20 protein-coding genes are annotated in these 16,297 nt (G+C 53.3%); 11 read left to right on the top strand and 9 right to left on the bottom strand.

Annotation, left to right across the window (positions count from 1 at the left end):
• Nucleotides 1-5: 5 nt before the first annotated feature.
• The gene (locus RHM61_RS16405; RefSeq protein ID WP_322248363.1) at nucleotides 6-434 is read right to left on the bottom strand and encodes a carboxymuconolactone decarboxylase family protein; all 429 of its coding nucleotides are present in this window, start codon (nucleotides 432-434) and stop codon (nucleotides 6-8) included.
• Nucleotides 435-522: 88 nt separating this feature from the next.
• On the opposite strand from RHM61_RS16405, the gene RHM61_RS16400 reads away from it, so the two are divergent.
• From RHM61_RS16400 to arsH, 5 genes are all read left to right on the top strand, one after another.
• A complete protein-coding gene (locus RHM61_RS16400; RefSeq protein WP_322248362.1) occupies nucleotides 523-1,428 on the top strand; it encodes a LysR family transcriptional regulator in 906 nt (301 codons plus the stop codon).
• Nucleotides 1,429-1,489: 61 nt separating this feature from the next.
• Nucleotides 1,490-1,849 (top strand): metalloregulator ArsR/SmtB family transcription factor, encoded by a 360-nt coding sequence (locus RHM61_RS16395; RefSeq protein ID WP_322248361.1) that lies wholly within the window; start codon nucleotides 1,490-1,492, stop codon nucleotides 1,847-1,849.
• Nucleotides 1,846-2,532: an MIP/aquaporin family protein gene (locus tag RHM61_RS16390; RefSeq protein WP_322248360.1), complete on the top strand. Its 687-nt coding sequence runs from the start codon at nucleotides 1,846-1,848 to the stop codon at nucleotides 2,530-2,532. Before RHM61_RS16395 ends, RHM61_RS16390 begins: the two co-directional genes overlap by 4 nt.
• A gap of 15 nt (nucleotides 2,533-2,547) precedes the next feature.
• The gene (gene arsC, locus RHM61_RS16385; RefSeq protein ID WP_322248359.1) at nucleotides 2,548-2,979 is read left to right on the top strand and encodes an arsenate reductase (glutaredoxin); all 432 of its coding nucleotides are present in this window, start codon (nucleotides 2,548-2,550) and stop codon (nucleotides 2,977-2,979) included.
• Nucleotides 2,960-3,682, top strand: a complete 723-nt coding sequence (gene arsH, locus RHM61_RS16380; RefSeq protein WP_322248358.1) for an arsenical resistance protein ArsH — start codon at nucleotides 2,960-2,962, stop codon at nucleotides 3,680-3,682. The genes arsC and arsH overlap by 20 nt, the downstream gene beginning before the upstream one ends.
• A gap of 165 nt (nucleotides 3,683-3,847) precedes the next feature.
• Here the strand turns inward: arsH and RHM61_RS16375 are convergent, their stop codons facing one another.
• The 7 genes from RHM61_RS16375 to RHM61_RS16345 all read right to left on the bottom strand — a co-directional run bounded on the left by RHM61_RS16375 (nucleotide 3,848) and on the right by RHM61_RS16345 (nucleotide 9,177).
• The gene (locus RHM61_RS16375; protein WP_322248357.1) at nucleotides 3,848-5,209 is read right to left on the bottom strand and encodes an ATP-binding protein; all 1,362 of its coding nucleotides are present in this window, start codon (nucleotides 5,207-5,209) and stop codon (nucleotides 3,848-3,850) included.
• The gene (locus tag RHM61_RS16370) at nucleotides 5,185-5,850 is read right to left on the bottom strand and encodes a response regulator transcription factor (protein WP_322248356.1); all 666 of its coding nucleotides are present in this window, start codon (nucleotides 5,848-5,850) and stop codon (nucleotides 5,185-5,187) included. The genes RHM61_RS16375 and RHM61_RS16370 overlap by 25 nt, the downstream gene beginning before the upstream one ends.
• A 51-nt stretch (nucleotides 5,851-5,901) precedes the next feature.
• A complete protein-coding gene (locus RHM61_RS16365; protein WP_322248355.1) occupies nucleotides 5,902-6,456 on the bottom strand; it encodes a cytochrome b in 555 nt (184 codons plus the stop codon).
• Between the two features lie 47 nt (nucleotides 6,457-6,503).
• Entirely contained in the window at nucleotides 6,504-7,262 is a 759-nt protein-coding gene (locus RHM61_RS16360) for a hypothetical protein (protein WP_322248354.1), read from the bottom strand.
• A 19-nt stretch (nucleotides 7,263-7,281) separates the two neighbouring features.
• Nucleotides 7,282-7,734 carry a hypothetical protein gene (locus RHM61_RS16355; protein ID WP_322248353.1) on the bottom strand — a complete coding sequence of 151 codons (453 nt, stop codon included), beginning with the start codon at nucleotides 7,732-7,734 and terminating at the stop codon, nucleotides 7,282-7,284.
• Nucleotides 7,735-7,762: 28 nt separating this feature from the next.
• Complete coding sequence (locus RHM61_RS16350) at nucleotides 7,763-8,545, bottom strand: hypothetical protein (protein ID WP_322248352.1); 783 nt, start codon at nucleotides 8,543-8,545, stop codon at nucleotides 7,763-7,765.
• A gap of 413 nt (nucleotides 8,546-8,958) precedes the next feature.
• On the bottom strand, nucleotides 8,959-9,177 hold the full coding sequence (locus RHM61_RS16345; RefSeq protein ID WP_416200190.1) for a helix-turn-helix transcriptional regulator: 219 nt from the start codon (nucleotides 9,175-9,177) through the stop codon (nucleotides 8,959-8,961).
• A gap of 256 nt (nucleotides 9,178-9,433) precedes the next feature.
• On the opposite strand from RHM61_RS16345, the gene RHM61_RS16340 reads away from it, so the two are divergent.
• From RHM61_RS16340 to RHM61_RS16330, 3 genes are all read left to right on the top strand, one after another.
• Nucleotides 9,434-10,054 carry a DUF6088 family protein gene (locus RHM61_RS16340; protein ID WP_322248351.1) on the top strand — a complete coding sequence of 207 codons (621 nt, stop codon included), beginning with the start codon at nucleotides 9,434-9,436 and terminating at the stop codon, nucleotides 10,052-10,054.
• Nucleotides 10,047-11,093, top strand: a complete 1,047-nt coding sequence (locus tag RHM61_RS16335) for a nucleotidyl transferase AbiEii/AbiGii toxin family protein (protein WP_322248350.1) — start codon at nucleotides 10,047-10,049, stop codon at nucleotides 11,091-11,093. Before RHM61_RS16340 ends, RHM61_RS16335 begins: the two co-directional genes overlap by 8 nt.
• 61 nt (nucleotides 11,094-11,154) lie before the next feature.
• Nucleotides 11,155-11,556, top strand: a complete 402-nt coding sequence (locus RHM61_RS16330) for a Hachiman antiphage defense system protein HamA (protein WP_322248349.1) — start codon at nucleotides 11,155-11,157, stop codon at nucleotides 11,554-11,556.
• 3 nt (nucleotides 11,557-11,559) lie between these two features.
• Here the strand turns inward: RHM61_RS16330 and RHM61_RS16325 are convergent.
• Nucleotides 11,560-12,731, bottom strand: a protein-coding gene (locus tag RHM61_RS16325; protein ID WP_322247382.1) for an IS3 family transposase whose coding sequence is annotated in 2 segments (ribosomal slippage) — nucleotides 11,560-12,467 and nucleotides 12,467-12,731 — 1,173 coding nt in all. Because the reading frame shifts where the segments join, the coding sequence is not laid out codon by codon here.
• Nucleotides 12,732-12,942: 211 nt separating this feature from the next.
• On the opposite strand from RHM61_RS16325, the gene RHM61_RS16320 reads away from it, so the two are divergent.
• Genes RHM61_RS16320 through RHM61_RS16310 form a run of 3 tightly spaced genes read left to right on the top strand, consistent with a single transcriptional unit; the run spans nucleotide 12,943 to nucleotide 16,219 of the window.
• Nucleotides 12,943-14,067, top strand: a complete 1,125-nt coding sequence (locus tag RHM61_RS16320; RefSeq protein WP_322248348.1) for a hypothetical protein — start codon at nucleotides 12,943-12,945, stop codon at nucleotides 14,065-14,067.
• Nucleotides 14,068-14,072: 5 nt separating this feature from the next.
• Nucleotides 14,073-15,503, top strand: coding sequence for a hypothetical protein (locus RHM61_RS16315; RefSeq protein ID WP_322248347.1), 1,431 nt, complete (start codon nucleotides 14,073-14,075; stop codon nucleotides 15,501-15,503).
• The gene (locus RHM61_RS16310; protein WP_322248346.1) at nucleotides 15,500-16,219 is read left to right on the top strand and encodes a hypothetical protein; all 720 of its coding nucleotides are present in this window, start codon (nucleotides 15,500-15,502) and stop codon (nucleotides 16,217-16,219) included. The genes RHM61_RS16315 and RHM61_RS16310 overlap by 4 nt, the downstream gene beginning before the upstream one ends.
• The last annotated feature ends 78 nt before the right edge of the window (nucleotides 16,220-16,297 follow it).

Below are 16,297 nucleotides of genomic sequence, written 5' to 3'. Positions count from 1 at the left end.
CGTCATCACGCCGGCGCTGTCGGAGTCGCATCCGCATTTGCTGCCCGCTGATGCGCAAACACTTCCTTAGCAGCAAACAGGCCGTTGAGTGCAGCCGGAAATCCCGCGTAGACGGCCATTTGCATGATAACTTCGACGATCTCTTGCTCCGAACAGCCAACGTTGCGGGCGCCGTGGATATGCACCTTAAGCTGAGGGGCAGCGTTAGCCATTGCGGTCAGCGCCGCGACCACAGCCAGTTCTCTGGTTCTGAGATCGAGTCCGGGCCTTGAATAGATGTCGCCAAAGGGAAATTCGATCAGCAAGCGTGCAAAGTCAGGAGCGATGTCGCGCAGACTTTCGATCACATTTTCACCGGCTTGACCATCGACCTCCTTGAGCTTGGCCCAACCCCGCAGATAGCGCTCGTTATCGATATTATGTGTATTTTCCATCATCATTTCCTTTGCCGTGAGTCGAACCACTACTGTAGCGCGCTCGCCAGCAGTGTATCCAATACCATTTTTGTGATACCTTTTCGGTATGAACGAAACCATCGATCTACGACAGCTACGCTATTTTCTGGCAGTGAGTGAAGAACGTCATTTTGGACGTGCAGCAGCACGTCTGCACATCTCGCAACCACCACTGAGCAGACAAATCCGACAATTGGAAAACCAATTAGGAGTAGAACTGTTTGTCAGACAGCCGACTGGCGTTTGCCTCACGCAGGCCGGCACAGCATTCCTGCCGGAAGTGCGGCGCACGCTGGCTCAGCTTGAAAAGGCGGTGGCAGCAGCGAGGGCAGAGCGCGGAACAGACGCTGGGCAATTTGTGGTCGGTTATACGACAGTGTTTGACCACAGTGCGATTCCGGACGTGCTGGATCGTCTGCGTGAGCGCTTCCCCAATTGCCATATCGTGTCGAGCGGAAAGCATTCGATCCGGCTGGTTCGTGACCTCAAAAACGCCAGCATGGACGTCGCCTTCATAGGCCTGCACACCAATACGCAGGATCTGAAAGTGGAAATCATTTTTGATGACCCCCTTGTGCTCGCCTTACCAGCCACGCATCGCCTCGCCAAACTGCGCAAAATTGACTACCACGAGCTGCGCGGCGAACCGATGTTTTGGTTCGAGCGCCGCCTCAATCCTGGCTTCTATGACTATTGCCAAGCATTTTTCGATCAAATCGACTTTCAGCCCCATGTCATCCCGGAGCCAGACTATCATCACATACTGTTAGGCTTGATTGCTGAAGGGCAGGGCGTCGCCCTGATCCCGGCGTCGCTGCGAAAAGTCAAATACCAAGGCGTCGTTTTTCGCGAGATGAAGGAACAGCACAAGAAGCTGTCCATGGGTATCGCCGTCGCCTACTTGGAGAGTAACCAGTCCCCCATGTTGCGCGCATTCCTTGATTTGCTTAAGCAAAAATATTTACCAGCCTAGACTATTTACTTCTATAATTCCATTATTATCGAAATAACGACTATTAATAAAAGAAATGCTCATGGAAAATAAACAAGCCATCGCGGCGCTGTCCGCGATGGCGCAAGAATCAAGGCTTGCCGTGTTCCGCTTGTTGGTACAAGCCGGTCCAGCAGGTGTAATCGCCAGTAAAATCAGTGCGCAATTAAGCATTCCCCCGTCTTCCTTATCCTTCCATCTCAAAGAACTGAGCCATGCCGAGCTGGTAAATGTGCGGCAAGACGGTCGCTTTATGATTTATACGGCGAATTTTGACACCATGAATGGCTTGCTGAGTTTCCTCACAGAGAACTGTTGCGGCGGCAATCCTTGTTTGCCCGCTCCGGCATCGCCTGCCTGCGCAACCGCGCTCTGTAATCCGCTTGAAGTAGGGCAGGTATGAGCCTCATAAAACGTCTGGTTTCGGAAGGCTTAGGGACCGCCTTTTTACTCGCCGTCGTGGTTGGTTCCGGGATCATGGCGGAACGCCTGGCCGGGGGCAACGTGGCGATTGCTTTGTTGGCAAATGCGATAGCGACTGGCGCTGGCTTGATTGCCCTTATTCTTATGTTTGGCGCAATTTCCGGAGCCCATTTCAATCCTATCGTGACACTCTCGCAAGCCTGGCAAAAAAACATGCCCACTGCAGAAGTGCTACCGTATATCGCGACACAAATTGTCTGTGGCTTTGCCGGTGTTGCAATAGCGCACGGAATGTTTGGCGAGCCGGTATTTTTCGCATCCGAGCATATCCGCACCGGGTGGGCGCAATGGGGGAGCGAATTTGTGGCCAGTTTTGGCCTGATCGCGGTGATCATCAGCACCTCCAGAAGTCAGCCATCGGTCACGCCATTTGCCGTGGCGGCCTATATCACCGCAGCCTATTGGTTCACCTCATCGACCTCATTTGCCAACCCAGCGGTTACCTTGGCCCGAGCCGCAAGTAATACCTTTGCCGGGATACGCCCAACTGACACCGCCGGCTTTATCGTAGCGCAAGTTTGCGGCGCAGCAGCGGCAACTGTGTTGTTCACCTGGTTATACCCTACAGCGCATCCAAGTAAGCTCACCGAAGCCGTACAATAATTGAAGGATTCAGCTATGCCTATCACGATCTATCACAATCCCAAGTGCGGGACCTCACGCAATACGCTGGCCCTGATTCGCAACACTGGCGCAGAGCCAACTGTGATCGAGTACTTGACACATCCGCCCAGCAAACAAGAACTGACAGCCTTAATCACAGCAATGGGCCTGCCTGCACGCGAACTCTTGCGCCAGAAAGGCACACCCTACGAAGAATTGGGATTAGCTGATTTGAACTGGACCGATGAGGAATTGGTCGATCAAATGCTCGCGCATCCCATCCTGATTAACCGACCCATCGTGGTGACGCCGCTCGGGGTAAGATTATGCCGGCCTTCCGAGCTGGTACTGGACATTCTGCCCTTGCCACAACTGAAACAATTCAGCAAAGAAGACGGCGAAAAAGTTATCGACAGCGAGGGCGCGCGTGTCACAAAATCTCACTGACTTACCCAATCTGCGGGCCGATTTATTCCAGCTCCCTGAAACAGAAAACTTCGCCTCTGCCACAGCCGCCACCCATGCGCCACGATTTTTATTGTTATACGGCTCCTTACGTGAGCGCTCGTACAGCAAGTTGCTGACACTGGAAGCCGCGCGTTTACTGACCGCGATGGGCGGCGAAGTAAAAGTATTTAACCCACAAGATTTACCCTTGCCAGATGCGGCTCCGGAAGACCATCCTAAGGTGCAAGAATTACGAGCCTTGACGCTCTGGGCAGAAGGCATGGTGTGGTGCTCACCAGAACGACATGGCGCGATGACCGGCATCATGAAAGCGCAAATCGATTGGATTCCACTATCGATTGGTGCGCTGCGCCCAACGCAAGGGAAAACTTTGGCGGTGATGGAAGTCTCGGGCGGTTCGCAATCATTTAATGCCGTCAACCAATTGCGCATACTAGGGCGCTGGATGCGCATGCTTACCATCCCCAATCAATCATCGGTAGCCAAAGCCTTTTTGGAGTTCGACCAAGCCGGCCGCATGAAACCCTCGGCTTACTATGATCGCGTGGTGGATGTCATGGAGGAATTGATGAAATTCACTTTACTGACTCGTAACAGCTCGCCATATTTGGTCGATCGTTACAGTGAACGTAAGGAAAGTGCGGAAGAATTGATGAAGCGGGTAAATCAACAAGCGATTTAGGAGAGGGTGGAGGAGCGCGAAAAGCAATATCATTTTACCAATTAACTCGCTTGGTGTGCAGAAAAGAAATACCGGCGGGCTCAATCTTGACCTTGCTTGCCAGTGGCCAGGCCGGATAACCCAAGGAACCACCAGGTCTTCGACGAAAGCTCGAAGGGTATTTCCTTAAAGTGCTTTAGCCAGCGGCACGAGCACACAGACACACAGGCCGGAATGCGCCACTTCGTCTGAGAATCCTAGTTTAATCTCAGCGCCAATCCGGTCTGTGACGGCCTTGACGATGGAAAGACCCAGACCTGATCCGACTTGATCGCTCCCAAGAGTGCGATAGAACGGGTCAAACACCCGCTCTCGTTCTGCGACTTGAATACCTTGCCCTGAGTCTTGGATTCGCAATATTGCACGGCCTTCCTCCATGGTGACAGAAAGATCAACCCTGCCACCATCCGGCGTGTAGCGAATGGCATTATCGACCAAGTTCTTGACTACGGCAATTACATCCAGTTCGTTCACCCAGAGTTGGACGTCTTGCTCTCCTTCGACGCCAATGTCGATGTGCTTGTCCTCGGCCAGAGGCATAAGGTCTTCCAGTACGCGTCGATAGACGTGCTGCACCGATACAGACGACTTGGGGCGGTCAAGTGCAGCCTGAGCCTTGGCCAAGGTGAGAAGTTGATCCAGCAGGTTCCGGCCACGCTCTATGCCTCGGCGCAATGTCATGAGACGTTCGCGCGCCAGGTCGGACATATCCGCCTCGGCCAGTCGCTCCGCTTGCAGTGACAAGGCGGTCAATGGGGATCGAAGCTCATGCGCCGCATCCGCGACAAACCGGCGCTGGGTTTCCATGGACTGGTCAACGCGGGCAAGCAGACGGTTGATCGCCACCACGAACGGGCGCACTTCGGCAGGGAGATGGCTTTCCTCAATGGGATGCAATTCTTGTTCGGCGCGCTGGTCGATTTCCGCCGACAAAGAAGCGATGGGCCGGAACATCTTGCGCACAAGGTCAGCCACGATCAAAAGCAGGATGGGAACCAAGATAAGAAATGGCATCAAGGTGCGCAAGGCGCTGCCGCGTGCAATTTCATCGCGAACGCCGGTTTCTTGCGCCACGGCGATCCGCTCGCCACTGGACGTAGTTTTGACCAACACACGGAACGGCTCGCCGCTGACATCAATCGTATGCAGACCATCGGGTAGGGTGATCGGTAGTGGCAGCGGTACTCCGGCATCGCCGTTCCCGGCCGCCTTGCTGCCATCTGCAAGATATTGGACGATGACGCGGGACTCTTCATCGCTGTCTTTGGCGCGGCCATCGTCTCCAAGATGGGCAAGCGGGAGGTGTTGCCGATCAAACAGCGCTGCAACTTGGCGCAGCATATCGTCTTGCAGTTCGTGAGCTTCGTCGAATGCGGATACGAAGGAAAAAATGCCCGCCACCAGCGCAATGACCAAAATGATCAGCGACAGCGAAAATGACAGCTTGAGCTGAACCGATTCGTTCAAGCGTTTTTTGAAACCATCCATCCAACCCCCCGGACATTCTTGATGACTTCGCTGCCCAGTTTGCGCCGCAGTGCATAGATCAGGAATTCGACGGCGTTGCTTTCGACTTCCTCACCCCATCCATAGATACGGTCTTCCAGATCGCTACGCGAGAGAATGGCTCCGGGGCGTACCAACAAGGCTTGCAACAAGGCGAACTCACGGTTGGAGAGTTGCACCGAGGCACTGTTGTTGACTGCCGCCTCCCGCGTCGCCGTATCGAGCGATACGACACCGTTACTGAGCACGGGCGTTGCGTTCCCCCCCTTACGTCGTAGCACCGCGCGCATGCGGGCCAGCAGTTCGGCCATCGCAAAAGGCTTGAGCAAATAATCATCGGCCCCGCCATCCAAGCCGCGCAGTCGGTCATCAAGGCCGTCGCGGGCGGTGATGATGAGCAGTGGAACCGGATTGTCTTTGGCGCGAATGCTGTTCAGTACCTCCAGCCCATCCTTGCCGGGTAGACCAAGGTCAAGCAACACCAGGTCATAGTACTGGCAAGCCAATGTTGTGAGGGCGGTTTGACCGTTCTTCACCCAATCGGCCGCATAAGAAGCATCTCTCAATGCCCCTTCGATGGCTTCGCCAATCATGGTGTCGTCTTCGACCAGCAATACTCGCACTCTGCCTCCTTCTGTTATTACTGGATGCCCGTTCAATTTGCTCTCTACCTGTCAAGGTAGCATTGAAGAAAGGACCCCATCCTTTAGTTTGAAGTGGTGATACAGGGCGGCCAAGGCATGAACTCCGGCTAACCAGATGATGGCATTGCCAAGTAGCTTGTGTACGTCCCCCCAATCTGCAAGACCTGCCAAATATGAGTCTGCGATGAATGGCAGTTCATTAATCCGAAACCCACCCAACAACGTCAAAGGATGTGCCTCACTTCCCAATGCCAATAGCGCAGTCAGCGGCAATGCAAAAAGCAATCCCCACAATGCCATGTGCATCAGTCGGGCGAGGAGATGCATCCATGAAATCATCTGAATCCTCGGGGCAGCAGGACGCACAGCAACCCATAACAAGCGCAAAAGTGTGAGCGTGAATACGGTAATGCCCAAGGACTCGTGCCATACGATGTCAATTCTTGTACCCGGGTCAATACCTTCATCCAGCAAACGCCCAAAGTCACCGGGGCCCAAAATGAATGCAATGATAACAATTATTGCGGTAACCCAATGGAAGGCTTTACTCAGTTTGTCGTATTGGGCAAAAACGTTATTTTTCATGTTTGACTGGATTTGAAGGATATTAGTAGCTATTTGTGGTCACATACTCAATGCGCGGTTCTAGCGGCACGTTGCTTGAACAGCAAGATAGCGATCAGAATGAAAGCAAAAAGCGCTGCTGATGCTGAATAGCGACTTAGGGCCAACCCGCCTGCACTGAGCGGCTTATCCAGAAAGTCCCCTACCACAGCACCGAGAGGGCGGGTCAAAATGAATGCTGCCCAAAAAAGTAGGGTTCGCGATACATTTGTCCAATAGTAAGATGCAACAAGCAAGGCCAACAATGCGCTGAACACAATGGCGCCGCCAGTGTAACCCAATCTTGCCGTATCGGCCGTCCAATCTCCCATTGCCGTTCCCAAGGTCTGAGAAAACATGATAGTGACCCAATAGAACATTTCGGCCTTCGGCGAACTGACCGTGCTGACCGAAACTGAGCCTAGCGTTCGATGCCATATAAACAAAGAACCAAACAACAAAGCTATAAGTAAGGCCGAGCCACCAGCATATCCAATACCAAGAGATCGGTCTGCAAAATCAGCCAGTGTCGTGCCGATCATGGTGGTTGCAATGATCGTTGTCCAGTAAAGGAATGGCTGAAAGGACTTGACCTTGATTTGCGCAAAGACCGCAACCAGAAATATGGCCGAGAAAATGGCCGTACCAATCAGGTAGCCCAAATTCATCGACATCGAAACGGCATCACCACCTGTTTCACCGAGCGTGGTGGCCGCAATCTTGATGATCCAGAAAACGAGAGTGACCTCTGGGACTTTGCTTAAGGATTTTTCTGCTGAAGTATTCATATTGATTCGTTTTCTCTGGTCAGAGCTTCGCTTGTAGGGAGTCGAAAGTGCTCAATAAGTCAGCCATAGCCTTTTTGCAGTCGGTTTGATTGGGGGCATCTGCACGCAGTGCGCTAAGGGCGGGGTCAATGGCTTTGTCGAGCCTGTGCCAATCAGCCGCTGCACGAGGCTTCAAGCCTGCCTCCGCCGAATCCCATGCGACCTCCAAGTCCTTGATCCGTGCCTTTGCTGCTGCTAGATCGCCCTTATCCACGATGGTGGCAACGTCTGCTGCAATGTTCCGAAATGCAGATAAGTCCCCCAATTTGGACGCGGGCTTTGCCTGCGGCGCGGAAGTGGTCTGACTTGGCGCTATTACGGCAGAGCCTGCGGTACCAGTGTCGGTGGATTTTGAGCATCCAGCCGCGAGGGCCAAGAGAGCGATAGCCGATAGTGCAGCAATAGGGCGGGTTAGCAAATTCAAATGACGCATGATTTTTCCTTGAATTATTAGGTAGAGGTTATTCGGCGGCTTGCGCATTCATGCGGCGGCCAATGCTGAACTGCGCAACGGCGACCAACATCACAATCACTGTCAGGAACAATGCGCTGGTCCACATGGCACCCATGCCAAGGCCGCCATAAGTTTTGGCCTGGGTCAGCAGGTCACCGAGCGCGGCACCGAAGGGGCGAGTCAGGATGTAGCCAATCCAAAAAGTCAGTACGGCGTTACCGCCTAGGCGGAATGCCGCATAGGTGATAGAGATCAGTGTGCCGAACGACGCCGCTCCCCATGTGAAGCCCAAGCCAAGCGCTTCCGTCGCCAAGTCACCTGCCGCAGTACCCAATGCAAATGTGCAGAGAATGGCCGACCAGTAAAACAACTCTCTACGTCGCGTGAAAATCTCATGGATAGACAAGCTGCGTTCCACCCAAAACCAAGCCGCAAAAATCTCCGCAAGCGCCACGGAAAATGCCGACGTGCTGACATACAGGCTAACGCCTAGCCCATCGGTGAGCAGGTCAGTAATCTGGGTGCCGACCACGCTGAGCAGTACGACCGTCAGCCAGTAAATCCAGGGCGTGTAGCTCCGCGTGCGCAGTTGCATGAATAGGGCAATAGCCAACAGTGCACCCATCACTGTACGAGTCATGCCTTGGCCGAAGCCTGCATTGACAGCCAGAAAGTCGGCTCCGGTTTCTCCGACCGTCGTGGACATGATCTTGATAACCCAGAACGAGAGCGTTACTTCAGGGACTTTATTGAGCCAGTTTGATGCGGAAGGCGTGGTCAGCGTATTCATGGAGTTATTTCCTGCAAAGGCGGGTTGTTCTTGCTGCAAGTCTGACCGGCCAAACTTAGGCCAGCCATAGGCTCATCATTTGCGCACCCATCCGATTTGGATGAGTTCTCCGAAAAGAACGCAGGTATTTGCGCAATGGAGAGATTACGGAATCTGACTTAGCCGGCACTGAGCAGCTCCAAAATAGCTTAGCGTGCTTTATTTTCCGTTTTCTGAGACGGCCCCTAAGAATGCTGAAAAAAACTCCTGTGTGGCAACTCAGCTTTAGTTAAATCAAACTTAATTTAACTTCTGTTCAAAGTTAATTTGTTCATGAACACATAATTGATTGAATTTAATAGAAATTGTCTTCTATATTTTTAAATTTGTTCATATTTGTTGTTCATGAACTTGCCTGGTGAAGAAGTTTAAACCTATAAGTTCACCATCTCCCCAGTGAAAGGGGTGGCGCATATACGGCCGCGCTGCTTCCTACGTCGTTGGCGCACGCCCGGGAACTCGGCGAGTTTCAGCGTGTCGGCGTTCGAGGCTTGGCGACGCGCCGCCAGCCAAGCTTTCACCTCCACAAAATCCCATACCACGCAACGCGGTGTCATATTGAAGCGTCTCGGAAATTCTCCACGGCGACCCATATCGTAGATCGTCGTATCGGCAAGCGGGACCGGTCGAGTTGACTGGAATCTTGCTTATCCACCTTTTGCTTCCCAAAGGGGCGATGCTTGATGAGTCATAGTTCGGAATTGTTCACGTAGAGCAATAATGGCTATCTGCAGTTTATGGGCAATTCGCTAAGGCATACTCGGGCAAGGCGCTGTCATGTCATTCGTCAGTCAACTTGACAAGTGTCAGAAGTTTTTACATAATTCTACCAAATAGGAGCGTTTCGTCATGCAGACCATTGCCAAACAAGTACTGGAATACGCAGCTGGGTTGTCGGAAGGCACCCCTTTGGTCGCGAAGGAGCTTCTGCATTTGGGGGGGAGGGCTGCTGTAGATCAAGTGCTCTCTCGCCTGGTGAGGCGCGGTGCCTTGTTGCGGGCTGGGCGAGGTATTTACGTCTTGCCCGTGGAGAGTCGTTTCGGGACGCATGCACCATCCACAAGCAAAATGGTCGAAGGACTGGCTAGTCAGCGTGGGGAAACGATCGTGCTCCATGGGGCAGCTGCGGCCAATGCGCTTGGCCTCACTACCCAAGTACCAATGAAGGCCATCTATCTGACATCCGGGCGCAATCGGCGTCTGAAGGTCGGCGCGCAAACGGTCGAATTCCGGCACGCGCCCATCTGGCAACTGATTTTTCCTGGCCGTCCAGCGGGAGAGGTAGTGCGGGCCCTCGCTTGGCTGGGGCCTGAGAAGGCTGGCGAAGCACTGCGCAAGCTTCGGACGAAACTGCAACCGTCTGAACTCGAAGAAGTCGCATCGGCGCGTTCGCGCCTACCGACCTGGATGGCGCAAGAAGTTAGCGCTTTGCTGGCGCAAGAAGTTAGCGCTTTGCTGGCGCATGGCTGAGTTTTTCGAACTCTCTAATGTTGAGCGCCTGGAGGCGCTCAACGCGGCTGCCAGCAGTTCCGGCCGTCTGCCTCATTTGCTTGAAAAAGATATCTGGGTAGTCTGGTCGCTGCGGCATCTGTTCGATGGCCCCCATGCTGGTCATCTGGTCTTCAAGGGTGGCACATCTTTGTCCAAGGCCTATGGTGTCATCCGCCGGTTTTCGGAGGATGTCGATCTGACCTACGACATCCGCGCGATCGCAGGTGATCTAATCGGAGACGCCGACGCACCGCTGCCAGCCAGCAAGAGCCAAGAAAAGAAATGGAGCAAAGAGATCCGGGCGCGCTTGGCAGAATGGGTTGCCAGCGAAATCGTACCGAGGCTCAAACAGGATCTAGAGCAGCAGTCTCTGCCCGCATCGGTACGCGCCGAAGATGACAAGGTCTTTATCGATTACGTTCCGTTGATCGCAGGTACTGGCTACGTTACTCCGGCTGTCATGCTGGAGTTCGGTGCCCGCTCTACTGGCGAGCCCAGTGAACCACGCCAAATTCAGTGCGATGCGGCCGCATACCTGCCGATGCTCGTGTTCCCCACTGCCACGCCGCAAGTGATGCGCGCCGAGCGTACCTTCTGGGAGAAGGCTACGGCGATTCATGTCTTCTGTGCCCAAGGTACTTTCCGTGGCGGTGAACGCTTTGCTCGTCATTGGCATGACGTGGCTCGGCTTGACACTGCGGGATTCGTTGACGCAGCCATTGCGGACACGGCGCTCGGCAAAGCAGTTGCCGATCACAAGAGAATTTTCTTTGCGGAGAAATCTCCGGACGGTGAACTGGTCGACTACCACGCGGCAGTTTCTGGCTGCCTGCAACTTGTACCTGACGACGGTGCGCTGGCAACGCTGGCTTCCGACTATCAGCACATGGTCGATGACGGCTTGTTCCTGGACGACGCTGAGCCCTTTGAGGTCCTGCTGGAACGATGCCGAATCATTCAGCAAAAGGCAAATGTGCCGTCGTCTCCGGTAGACGTTCCTTCCGACGAACCTGCGTAGACCGTACCTATGTGATTAAGCTAATACCATTTTAAGAAAACTACAACAGATCGGGGGATGAATGGCGCAGTTCGCTAAATGGTGTGCAGCCACCAAGGAGAGTGTCAACGGCCATGAGATGACGGTTCTCAATGCCGAGCCGAAGAAAATAAATGGTGCCGTCAAGGTGCTAGCAAAGCTCATCCCCTCGCAATACGCGTCAGGCGCCCGTGTCGCCCACTTAATGAAGACGTTGGGCAAGACTGCGGTGGCCGAATTCATCGAAGAGAAACTGCCCACGACCAAGCCCATTCGCTCCGGCGATCTTGGTGAGATATTGGGAACTTCCTACCTTGGCGAGTTCACAGCTTTCAAATACGGGGTTCAGCGCTTACGGTGGAAAGACCATCGCAATATGTCAATGCGCGGCGAGGATGTGCTCGCGTTTGGCGTGGACGCAGCCACAGGAGACGTGTTGGTGTAGTGGTCAAGTTATTTCGGACACATCAATAGGTTTTTTTTCTGCCATTTCTTTTTCGTAAATCATGGGCGGCAAATTGCCCAGCGTTGAATGCAATCGTAAGCAGTTATAAAAGCCTACGATGTATTCAATGATGTCTTTTGTGGCTTCCATTTGATTCGCGTAATCGCGTTGCCAGACACGCTCCATCTTTAAATTTAAGAAGAAGCGTTCCATCGCCGCGTTATCCCAGCAGTTTCCTTTACGGCTCATACTGCAAACAAGGCCATGTTGTTTGAGTAAATGTTGGTATTCATGACTGGCATATTGACTGCCACGGTCGGAATGCAAAATTAAACCCGCTGCCGGCTTACGTGCCTCAACCGCCATCCGTAGCGCCCGACAAACCAATTCAGCTGGCATCGTTGGCCCCATTGCCCAGCCTATGATTTTTCGTGAGAATAACTCCATCACGACCGCCAAATACAACCAGCCAGTACGCGTACGGACATAGGTAATATCGGAAGTCCAGGCGCGATTGGGCTCTGCTGGGTTGAACTGTCTATTGAGAATATTGCTCGCTATTGGTAAATCATGTTTGCTATCTGTCGTGTTGATAAATTTTCTCTTCCAGACGGTTTTGATCTGGGCTTCACGCATTAAGCGCCGTACTTTGTAGCGGCCAATGACGATGTTCTTGGCGTGCAGTGCACTGACCAGGCGACGGCTGCCATAACTGCGGCCACTGGCAGCGAATTCCGCTTTCAGATGCACGCTGGTGACACATATTGCGGTCATTTTTGTCTTTGCTTTTGCTGCGTAGTAGCCAGACCGGCTCGCTCCCAAGAGACGACACAGTTGTGCTACCGTGGCCTTCGTTTGCCAATGATCGACTAACTCGTAGATCATTTCATTTCGCGTGCAAAGAAGGCCGATGCTTTTTTTAACAGGTCATTGTCCGAACGCAGTAGACGGTTTTCTTGTTCGAGTTGGCGAATCCGTTGCAGCTCGGCAGACAGTGGTTTCCCTATGCCAGCCTGGCCACCTTGTTCAGCGCGATATTGTTCAACCCAGCGCCGCACGGCGGTTTCTCCAATACCCATATCTTTCACGATTTTAGCAACCGCTACGCCTTGATCCAGCACCATCCGGGCCACTTCAAGTTTAAAAGTAGCTTCGTATTTTTTATTCCCAGTCATCTTTATTTTCCTCGTTTAGGTAATTATTCCTCCTATTGAGGTGTCCGTAAACATTAGACCATTACAGTTGCGCATGGTGGCCAAACTTGGCACGAGAGACGTGGGGAGTTTATTGACATACGTGGCCGGCAATGCCGCTTGGGAGTTTCCAAAAGTATCCGGCGAGGCTGTCGAAGACGCTGCCAGCGAAGAGTCTAAGTGGCGATCGTACATGACCAGCCTTGACACTGCGATATTGAGCTTGCTTGGCGATCAGGCAGTACCGGACGACGAAATAGAAGCGCGCCTCGACGCGGTACTTGCCTCGTCATTGTTCGAACGACGGCTCAAGCATCGCAAGGCGCACATAGTCAAGGCGCTCACGGGAACCCTTATAGCGCGGGTCAAGTTCGTGTGGAACCATTCGACGGCCGCACAGCGCCGGGGTTATTTTTTGGCTGGCGTCGGCCTGGAGACAGGTCGGTTGCTCGATGCTCGGGCGGCCGAGCTGGAGGCACTCCTTGCTCGCGCGAATGGTGCAATCCTGCTTGAAGATCACCATGCTGCAACTGCAGCAATCACAACGTTCGCTGAGATCGTCTTTTCTATTCCTCCCTTTGTGCCAGATGATCTGCCGGCCAATTGGAAGGAAGTTTTGTCGTTGTGGCTCAGTGGTGAGCCGCTGGCAGCACTGACCACTACGAATACCGCAGAAGTTCTCGCGTTTGTTGAGCAAGGCCTGATCTACAAGCTACCGTGGGGTATGGAGGCGGTGCGCGTGCGCGGACTTGCGCATGAGGATTTGTTCGATGAGGAGATGGAACTCTCGGATCGTGAGCTGAGACTTGCCGTTGCCGCAGTGGAAACGGGCACGCTATTCAGGTCTGCGGCGTATCTCATGCAAGCTGGTTTCGCCTCCAGACTTGCTGCGATAAAAGCGGTCAAGGATGGTGATGGCCAGTTTACTTCGGCTCGTGCATTGGTTCGGTGGCTCCGGAGCGAGGCCGTTATTGCCCTTGCTGCCGGAGCCTCTTGGCCGACGCCAGAGACGCATTCGCTATGGATGGAGTTTGTGCGCTCTTTCGATGCGCAGGCGGCGCAACCCTGGATACGTTCAATTGAATCAGCACAGGTGTCCTGGCTGGAGGGAAAAGCTCCGAAGTCTGGGACGCCGCTCCGTATCGACTCGACCAGCCAGTCGAGGGACTTTGTCATGAGCGCCGACTATAAACGTCTTGGGATCTTGAACATGCCACTCAACCCTGACCGTGCGGGCCTGTTGGTTGCTACCGCATCCGGAGTTCCAAAGGCCATTGAACTCGACTATGTTGGTCCTGACAAACTATGGGCGGAATGATGGGTATGCCAACGCCGAAAGTTGCTCTCGACACGTTGAGAGACCGCATTGCTGAAGGGATCACCGCAAATGTGAAGGCCTATAACGTCCCGGCGGTTTGCGTTCGGGTGGGTATTCAAGAAGGTGTTGAGCCAGGTGATGCCGACGAAGCTTTTCGCAGCCGTAGAGTCTATGTCAAGAACCGGCTCGTGCAGCTTGAGAAGTCTGCATTACTGACGATCGCCGCAGTCGTCCTGAAGGAGTTCGACATCCCCAATTTGGCGGAGATCGTTAGCGAGCTTACTGTGCATGCGACGCACCGCATCACCGAAATTACGCGCAGAGACGCACTGAAGGTCTTGAATCGCCTCGATACGCTGTTTAACGACGTCGATCTGTTCGATGGACTCAATATCGTCTCATCTGAACACCTGTCATATGATGGCATCGACAACCACCTTAATTTTCTTCCCTCCCTCGCCAAAGACATTGTTCAGCACTATGTACGCAACCCGGATTACTCGACCGAAGAACTACTGATCCGGTGTGGTGCGTTGACGTGCAGTCAGACCAATTTTTTTGCTCTGCTTGAAAAGTTGCTTCATCCTGTTGTTCGACGTGGCGATGAACAAAACGAACTGGCGACGCAATTGAATGCCGTTTTGCGGCCCGATGGATTTCAGGCCGTAGTGGTCGGTGAGCAATCGACGCATCCGATCTACGCCGTTCAGCGGATGGGGACCGGTGTTGCCGGTGCGGTGAAGAATCTGATTTTCGCGTCAGTAGGACCAAAGCCGGAACTGGTACTGCGCGATGCGATCAGCAATGACATTGAAATTACCAAGCACGCAGACATGTGTCTGGTGTTTGACCGTCCGTTGCCGGCTAGTGGCCTGACATGGTTGGATATGGCTGAATGGTGGCTGGAGCGCCAAGGGCTTGCGGAGTTGAAATCCGCGCGCCAGTCTTTGGGGGAACGCCTGAAGCGATCGGTGGAGCTTTCGCATTCTCCGGGGGAGTACGCGATCTTTCGTACCTACCACGAAGTGTTTGGTCCGAAACTTGGAGATCGTTTACCAGCCTTAATTCCACAGGTCTATCTTCACTACGACCCTTTCACACAAGCCGAGCGTGTGCAGCTGGGTAAAGGGAGCGTGCTGGCGCGGCAACGGATGGATTTCTTGATGCTATTGGATGGCCGAGTTCGCATCGTGATTGAGGTTGATGGGCAGCAGCACTACGCTGAGGGCGGTAGAGCGTCTCCCGCTCATTACGCGAAAATGGTCGAGGAAGATAGGCGGTTGCGACTCCAAGGTTATGAGTTATACCGGTTTGGCGGAGCCGAGTGTACCGATGCGGATAAGAGCAATGATCGCTATGTTGTAGGACCGCAGGCTAAGAAAGTGGTGATCGATTTTTTTGAACGTTTGTTCGACAGACATAAGGTCAAGCCGTGACAATTTCCAGCGATGATGAAGAACCGCAATTGGACGGCCTCTTAGATTCGATCGATGGTGTCTCATTCCCTGTATCCGGTGACAAACTTTTCAAAAGTGGTTCCTGGGTTGACAGCGCACAGCTCAACCATCGCTTGTATGGCGACAAGTGGTCGGTCTATGCAACCGGCTACAAGGATGCAGCGGACATGCTGGTAGATCAAGCGGCAGGGACGGGCCGACATCTGGACTTTCTGGTCTATCCCATCGTCTTTTTGTACCGCCAGCATATCGAACTGATGGTCAAGAATCTAATTCGCTCACTGTGGTTGTTATTGGAGAAAAATCCCTCGGACAAGCAGGCTGGCTTGGTGGGTCATCACCTGGGAACATTCTGGGCCATCTTGCGCCCTCTCTTGGAGGAGCACGCGCCCGCTCAATCAACGGTCGCCTTGGATCAGACGGGAAGTTTGATCGACGAATTGTGTGCAGTTGATCCAGAGTCTATGGGTTTTAGATATCCCCACGGCATTCCAGATAAGACAGGAGTCCGATTGCCGACACTCAGTGGCCTGACAGAGGTTGATCTACGGAACTTGAAAGCAGTGATGGGAAAAATTCCTGCCCTGCTAGGAGCCAGCGAGATGTCCATTGATACAGATTTGCAGAACAAAGCCGAGATGTATGCTGAGTACCGCTCTCTCAATGGGGCGAATGGAGATCCATATGGCCCTTGAATTGTTCGGAAACACTGCATCGTCCAGTTTTTGGCCCGCGCGCACAATGGCGAAGGCAACACGCTCGAATGTCGTCGA

This window comes from Undibacterium sp. CCC3.4 (assembly GCF_034347425.1).
In the GTDB taxonomy this organism is placed as follows: domain Bacteria; phylum Pseudomonadota; class Gammaproteobacteria; order Burkholderiales; family Burkholderiaceae_D; genus Undibacterium.
Note: the sequence above shows the minus strand (reverse complement) of the source record. Positions and strands in the feature narration are given on the sequence as shown.

Coding starts and splice junctions, on each gene's coding strand:
- RHM61_RS16405 (WP_322248363.1), bottom strand. CDS start 434: ATGGAAAATACACATAATATCGATAACGAGCGCTATCTGCGGGGTTGG.
- RHM61_RS16400 (WP_322248362.1), top strand. CDS start 523: ATGAACGAAACCATCGATCTACGACAGCTACGCTATTTTCTGGCAGTG.
- RHM61_RS16395 (WP_322248361.1), top strand. CDS start 1,490: ATGGAAAATAAACAAGCCATCGCGGCGCTGTCCGCGATGGCGCAAGAA.
- RHM61_RS16390 (WP_322248360.1), top strand. CDS start 1,846: ATGAGCCTCATAAAACGTCTGGTTTCGGAAGGCTTAGGGACCGCCTTT.
- arsC (WP_322248359.1), top strand. CDS start 2,548: ATGCCTATCACGATCTATCACAATCCCAAGTGCGGGACCTCACGCAAT.
- RHM61_RS16375 (WP_322248357.1), bottom strand. CDS start 5,209: ATGGATGGTTTCAAAAAACGCTTGAACGAATCGGTTCAGCTCAAGCTG.
- RHM61_RS16365 (WP_322248355.1), bottom strand. CDS start 6,456: ATGAAAAATAACGTTTTTGCCCAATACGACAAACTGAGTAAAGCCTTC.
- RHM61_RS16360 (WP_322248354.1), bottom strand. CDS start 7,262: ATGAATACTTCAGCAGAAAAATCCTTAAGCAAAGTCCCAGAGGTCACT.
- RHM61_RS16355 (WP_322248353.1), bottom strand. CDS start 7,734: ATGCGTCATTTGAATTTGCTAACCCGCCCTATTGCTGCACTATCGGCT.
- RHM61_RS16350 (WP_322248352.1), bottom strand. CDS start 8,545: ATGAATACGCTGACCACGCCTTCCGCATCAAACTGGCTCAATAAAGTC.
- RHM61_RS16345 (WP_416200190.1), bottom strand. CDS start 9,177: ATGGGTCGCCGTGGAGAATTTCCGAGACGCTTCAATATGACACCGCGT.
- RHM61_RS16340 (WP_322248351.1), top strand. CDS start 9,434: ATGCAGACCATTGCCAAACAAGTACTGGAATACGCAGCTGGGTTGTCG.
- RHM61_RS16335 (WP_322248350.1), top strand. CDS start 10,047: ATGGCTGAGTTTTTCGAACTCTCTAATGTTGAGCGCCTGGAGGCGCTC.
- RHM61_RS16330 (WP_322248349.1), top strand. CDS start 11,155: ATGGCGCAGTTCGCTAAATGGTGTGCAGCCACCAAGGAGAGTGTCAAC.
- RHM61_RS16320 (WP_322248348.1), top strand. CDS start 12,943: ATGACCAGCCTTGACACTGCGATATTGAGCTTGCTTGGCGATCAGGCA.
- RHM61_RS16315 (WP_322248347.1), top strand. CDS start 14,073: ATGCCAACGCCGAAAGTTGCTCTCGACACGTTGAGAGACCGCATTGCT.